The sequence below is a fragment of the Shewanella sp. 11B5 genome, assembly GCF_002836795.1.
GTDB classification, from domain to species: Bacteria; Pseudomonadota; Gammaproteobacteria; order Enterobacterales; family Shewanellaceae; genus Shewanella; species Shewanella frigidimarina.
In genome coordinates this window covers 1-3,808 of the sequence record NZ_PJAP01000617.1, presented here as the reverse complement: position 1 = coordinate 3,808, position 3,808 = coordinate 1, and the positions used below count along the sequence as shown (strand labels likewise).

Below are 3,808 nucleotides of genomic sequence, written 5' to 3'. Positions count from 1 at the left end.
CGTGCATTAGCAGGCGAACCACGGTTTTTATTAGCCGATGAACCAACCGGTAACTTAGACAGTTTAATGGCACGTCAGGTGATGGAATTACTTGAAAATATCAATCAACAAGGCACCACTATTATTATGGTGACCCATGACTCAGAGCTTGCGCGTCGGGCCCAACGCAATATTCAAATTGTAGATGGTCAAGTATGTGATTTTTCGATGTACCAACCAGCGGCTACCGGCACTCGCTAAGGGGAACACTATGTTTTTTTACTATTGTGATTTAGCTTGGCGAAGTATCCGTAAAACGCCGATGTTATCGATGTTGATGATATTAGCGATTTCGATTGGTATCGGCATTACTATCACTACGCTCAATGTCTATAAAACTATGTCTTATAATCCGGCGGGCGATCGCAGTGAGGTGATTAATTCAGTGCAGTTGTGGAGCCAAGGCTTGGATACCTGGGATGAGTTTATTCCAAGCATCACCTATATGGATGCGATGAACTTACGCAATAACAAAGAATTAAGCCTCAAAGCAGCGACTTATCGAACTGGCTTAGCATTGCAATCTGACAATCCTAAAATTGAACCCGTGTTGAACAGCGTTCGGTTAACCGACAGAGACTTTTTTCGGATTTTTTCGGTACCCTTTATTTATGGCAGTTACTGGGATACCAGTGTTGATTTACGCCCAGCTTACCAAGTGGTGATTAGTCAAAAATTAAATTTACGCTTTTTTGAAGGTAAAAATAGCGTAGGCAAAACACTCTTTTTAGACCGTAAACCTTATCAAATTGTTGGGGTGATTGATGACTGGAATCCGCAACCTAAATACTACGATCCACTTAATGGTGCCTTTAATGATGCTGAAGAGATATTCATTCCGTTCTCGTTAACAGGCCAAGAAGAATTTGATGTATGGGGTAACACCAGCGGTTGGAAGTTCGAACCCATGATCACATACAGCGACCGCTTAGCGTCAGAAAAAGTATGGATTCAATTTTGGACTGAACTGAACACCGATGAGCAGAAACAAAGCTTTTTAGGCTGGTTAACCCGTTATGTTGAGCAGCAAAGAGCACTCGGCCGCTTTACTGATACCGCTAAAACCCCTAGCGAGTCAGTGCAAATTAGCGACATCGCGAAATGGCTTGAAGATAACGATGTGGTGCCTAAAGATAATAAAATATTAGTCGGCTTAAGCTTGCTGTTTTTAAGCGTGTGCTTGGTGAATATTCTCGGGCTGTTGCTAACCAAGTTTTTAAAGCGTGCGCCAGAGGTGGGTGTTCGTCGTGCTATTGGTGCCAGTCGTGGACAGATTTTTAGTCAGTACATGGTCGAAGTGGGTATGATTGGTTTTATCGGTGGCGTAGTGGGTTTGTTATGGGCCTGGGGTTCGTTAACGGCGCTGCACAGCTATTTTTCAATGGACCAAAGTGTTACTGGGCTTGATGCCAGTATGTGGATTATCACGCCATTAATTGCTATTTCTACCGCGGTATTGGCTGGGGTTTACCCTGCTTGGGTGGTGTGCCGCACTAAACCCAGTGTGTATTTAAAAGCCCAATAACTCCAGTTAAGCTTAAGAAAGGACATCACCATGTTACATATCAAACCGATTTTATCCAGTTTAATGCGCAGTAAAAGTGCGCCGGTTTTACTGCTATTGCAGATTATTTTGTCGGTTGCGATAGTCGCCAATGCGAGTTTTATTATTAACGAACGTTTGTCGCTAATGCAGCGAGAATCTGGCTATGCCGAAGATCAGATCCTGACCTTTAACCTGTATAATTTCGATCCTGCTATCGACAACATGAAACAGAACCAAGTTGACCAACAAATTTTGCGCTCGCTGCCCAATGTAATTGATGCCAGTTATAGCAATATGTTGCCGTTAAGCGGCAGCGGATGGATGGATCGCTATGTTGACGGCCCAGATGCCGACACTGCTAAAAGTACCCCTGGGTTTGCCTTTTACTTGGGTAATGAGCACTTACTCAATGTGATGGGAGCGAAGTTAATTGCCGGGCGAAATTTTACCGCCGATGAAATTAATACCAGCTTAGATGACAGCGGCATGATGGCGTTAGTGTCGCAACCGTTAGCCAAAGCCTTTTGGGGCGATGAGTCGCCTTTAGGTAAAACCATGTATCAAGGTGAGCAAGCCGTGACCATTATAGGCGTAGTGGATAAGCTGCAAGGTGCTTGGGTTGACCACGAAAACTTTGAATACAGCGTGATCCAGAATATCGATTTTGGTGGCAGTAGTAGTAATAAATCATACATGGTGCGGGCATTACCTGAACATATTCCAGCGTTAGAAGAAGCCATTAGTAAAGCCTTGTATGCAGAAAACCCAAACCGTGTAGTGGAGAACTTCCAAACACTCACCACGATTAAAAATTTAACTTACAGTAACCACCGTTTAATGGCGACAGTGTTAAGTATTATGGTGGTGTTATTGTTATTAATTACAGCGTTGGGATTAACCGGTATGGTGATGTTTAATATTCAACGCCGCACCAAACAAATAGGCACTCGCCGCGCGCTGGGTGCACGTAAGCGTGACATTATTGAATACTTTATGGTGGAAAATTACCTAATTTGTATTGTCGGTGGCGTGATTGGTGGCATGTTGGCATTAGTCTTGGGCCAGCAATTAATGTCGCTATATAGTTTGCCTATGGTGCCAGTGATTTATCCGATAGTGTCTGTTATTGGCTTGCTGGTAGTGACAACGCTAGCGGTAATAGTGCCGGCCGCTAAAGCCGCGAATATTTCACCCGCCATGGCAACGCGCAGTGTGTAACCCGATAAAATACGGCGCTTGCGCTTAACAATAACGTGACAGTGAGGTCTTCTGTCATGTTATTGTTTATTTACGTTTGTGAGTAAATGTTTATTGTATAAACATGCAGTTGCATAAACATGTTTTTGTATAACAGCAACCTAATTGGACTCAAACATATTCTAATGGATAATATTTTAATTGTTGATGACAATCACGCCATTTGCCAAGCGCTTGCGCTAATGATTGAGCTGCATGGCTATCAGGCCATTTTTTGTCACTCACCTGATGCGGCTATTGAGATTGTCACCAACAAAGAAATCAGCTTGGTGATCCAAGATATGAACTTTAGCCGCGACACCACCTCGGGTGAAGAGGGTAAGCAACTGTTTTACGCATTGCGTCAGTTACAGCCTAATTTACCGATTATTTTAATGACCGCGTGGACCCAATTAGAAACCGCTGTCGAGTTGGTTAAAGCTGGGGCAGCTGATTATATGGGTAAACCGTGGGATGACGCTAAGCTGCTCAATAGTATTAGTAACCTATTATCAATTTATCGACTGTCTCAGCAAAATAGCCAATTAACCCGGATAGACAGTGAACGTATGTCGGCCATTAACGGCGCCGATTTATGTGGCCTAATTTTTGGTAGTGGTGCAATGCAGCGCTGTGTTGATTTAGCGTTGCAAGTTGCGCGCTCCGATGTGTCTGTGATGATCACTGGCCCAAATGGTGCGGGTAAAGACAAAATAGCCGATATTTTACAGGCCAATTCACCACTAAAAGATAAACCGTTTATTAAGGTCAACATTGGCGCTTTACCAATGGATTTATTAGAGGCCGAATTGTTTGGCGCAGAAGCAGGTGCCTTTACGGGCGCTAATAAAACCCGTATGGGCCGATTTGAAGCTGCCGATGGTGGCACATTATTTTTAGATGAAATTGGTAATTTGCCTTTATCTGGCCAAGTAAAGTTATTACGGGTATTACAAACCGGTGAGTTTGAACGTTTAGGCAGTCATC

At 43.5% G+C, this 3,808-nt stretch carries 3 protein-coding genes and 1 pseudogene; all 4 read left to right on the top strand.

Annotated features, from left to right (window positions below; genetic code table 11):
• Positions 1–240: pseudogene (locus tag CXF78_RS14270) on the top strand (ABC transporter ATP-binding protein); the annotation flags it as partial.
• A gap of 10 nt (positions 241–250) precedes the next feature.
• Positions 251–1,564 (top strand): ABC transporter permease, encoded by a 1,314-nt coding sequence (locus CXF78_RS14265; RefSeq protein WP_102037176.1) that lies wholly within the window; start codon positions 251–253, stop codon positions 1,562–1,564.
• A gap of 30 nt (positions 1,565–1,594) precedes the next feature.
• Positions 1,595–2,803: an ABC transporter permease gene (locus tag CXF78_RS14260; RefSeq protein WP_102037175.1), complete on the top strand. Its 1,209-nt coding sequence runs from the start codon at positions 1,595–1,597 to the stop codon at positions 2,801–2,803.
• Between the two features lie 164 nt (positions 2,804–2,967).
• A partial coding sequence (locus CXF78_RS14255) for a sigma-54-dependent transcriptional regulator (RefSeq protein ID WP_145991457.1) occupies positions 2,968–3,808 on the top strand: 841 nt, incomplete at its 3' end.

Bases quoted from the DNA above. Each gene is read 5' to 3' on its own strand.
- CXF78_RS14265 (WP_102037176.1), top strand. From the start codon at position 251: ATGTTTTTTTACTATTGTGATTTAGCTTGGCGAAGTATCCGTAAAACG.
- CXF78_RS14260 (WP_102037175.1), top strand. From the start codon at position 1,595: ATGTTACATATCAAACCGATTTTATCCAGTTTAATGCGCAGTAAAAGT.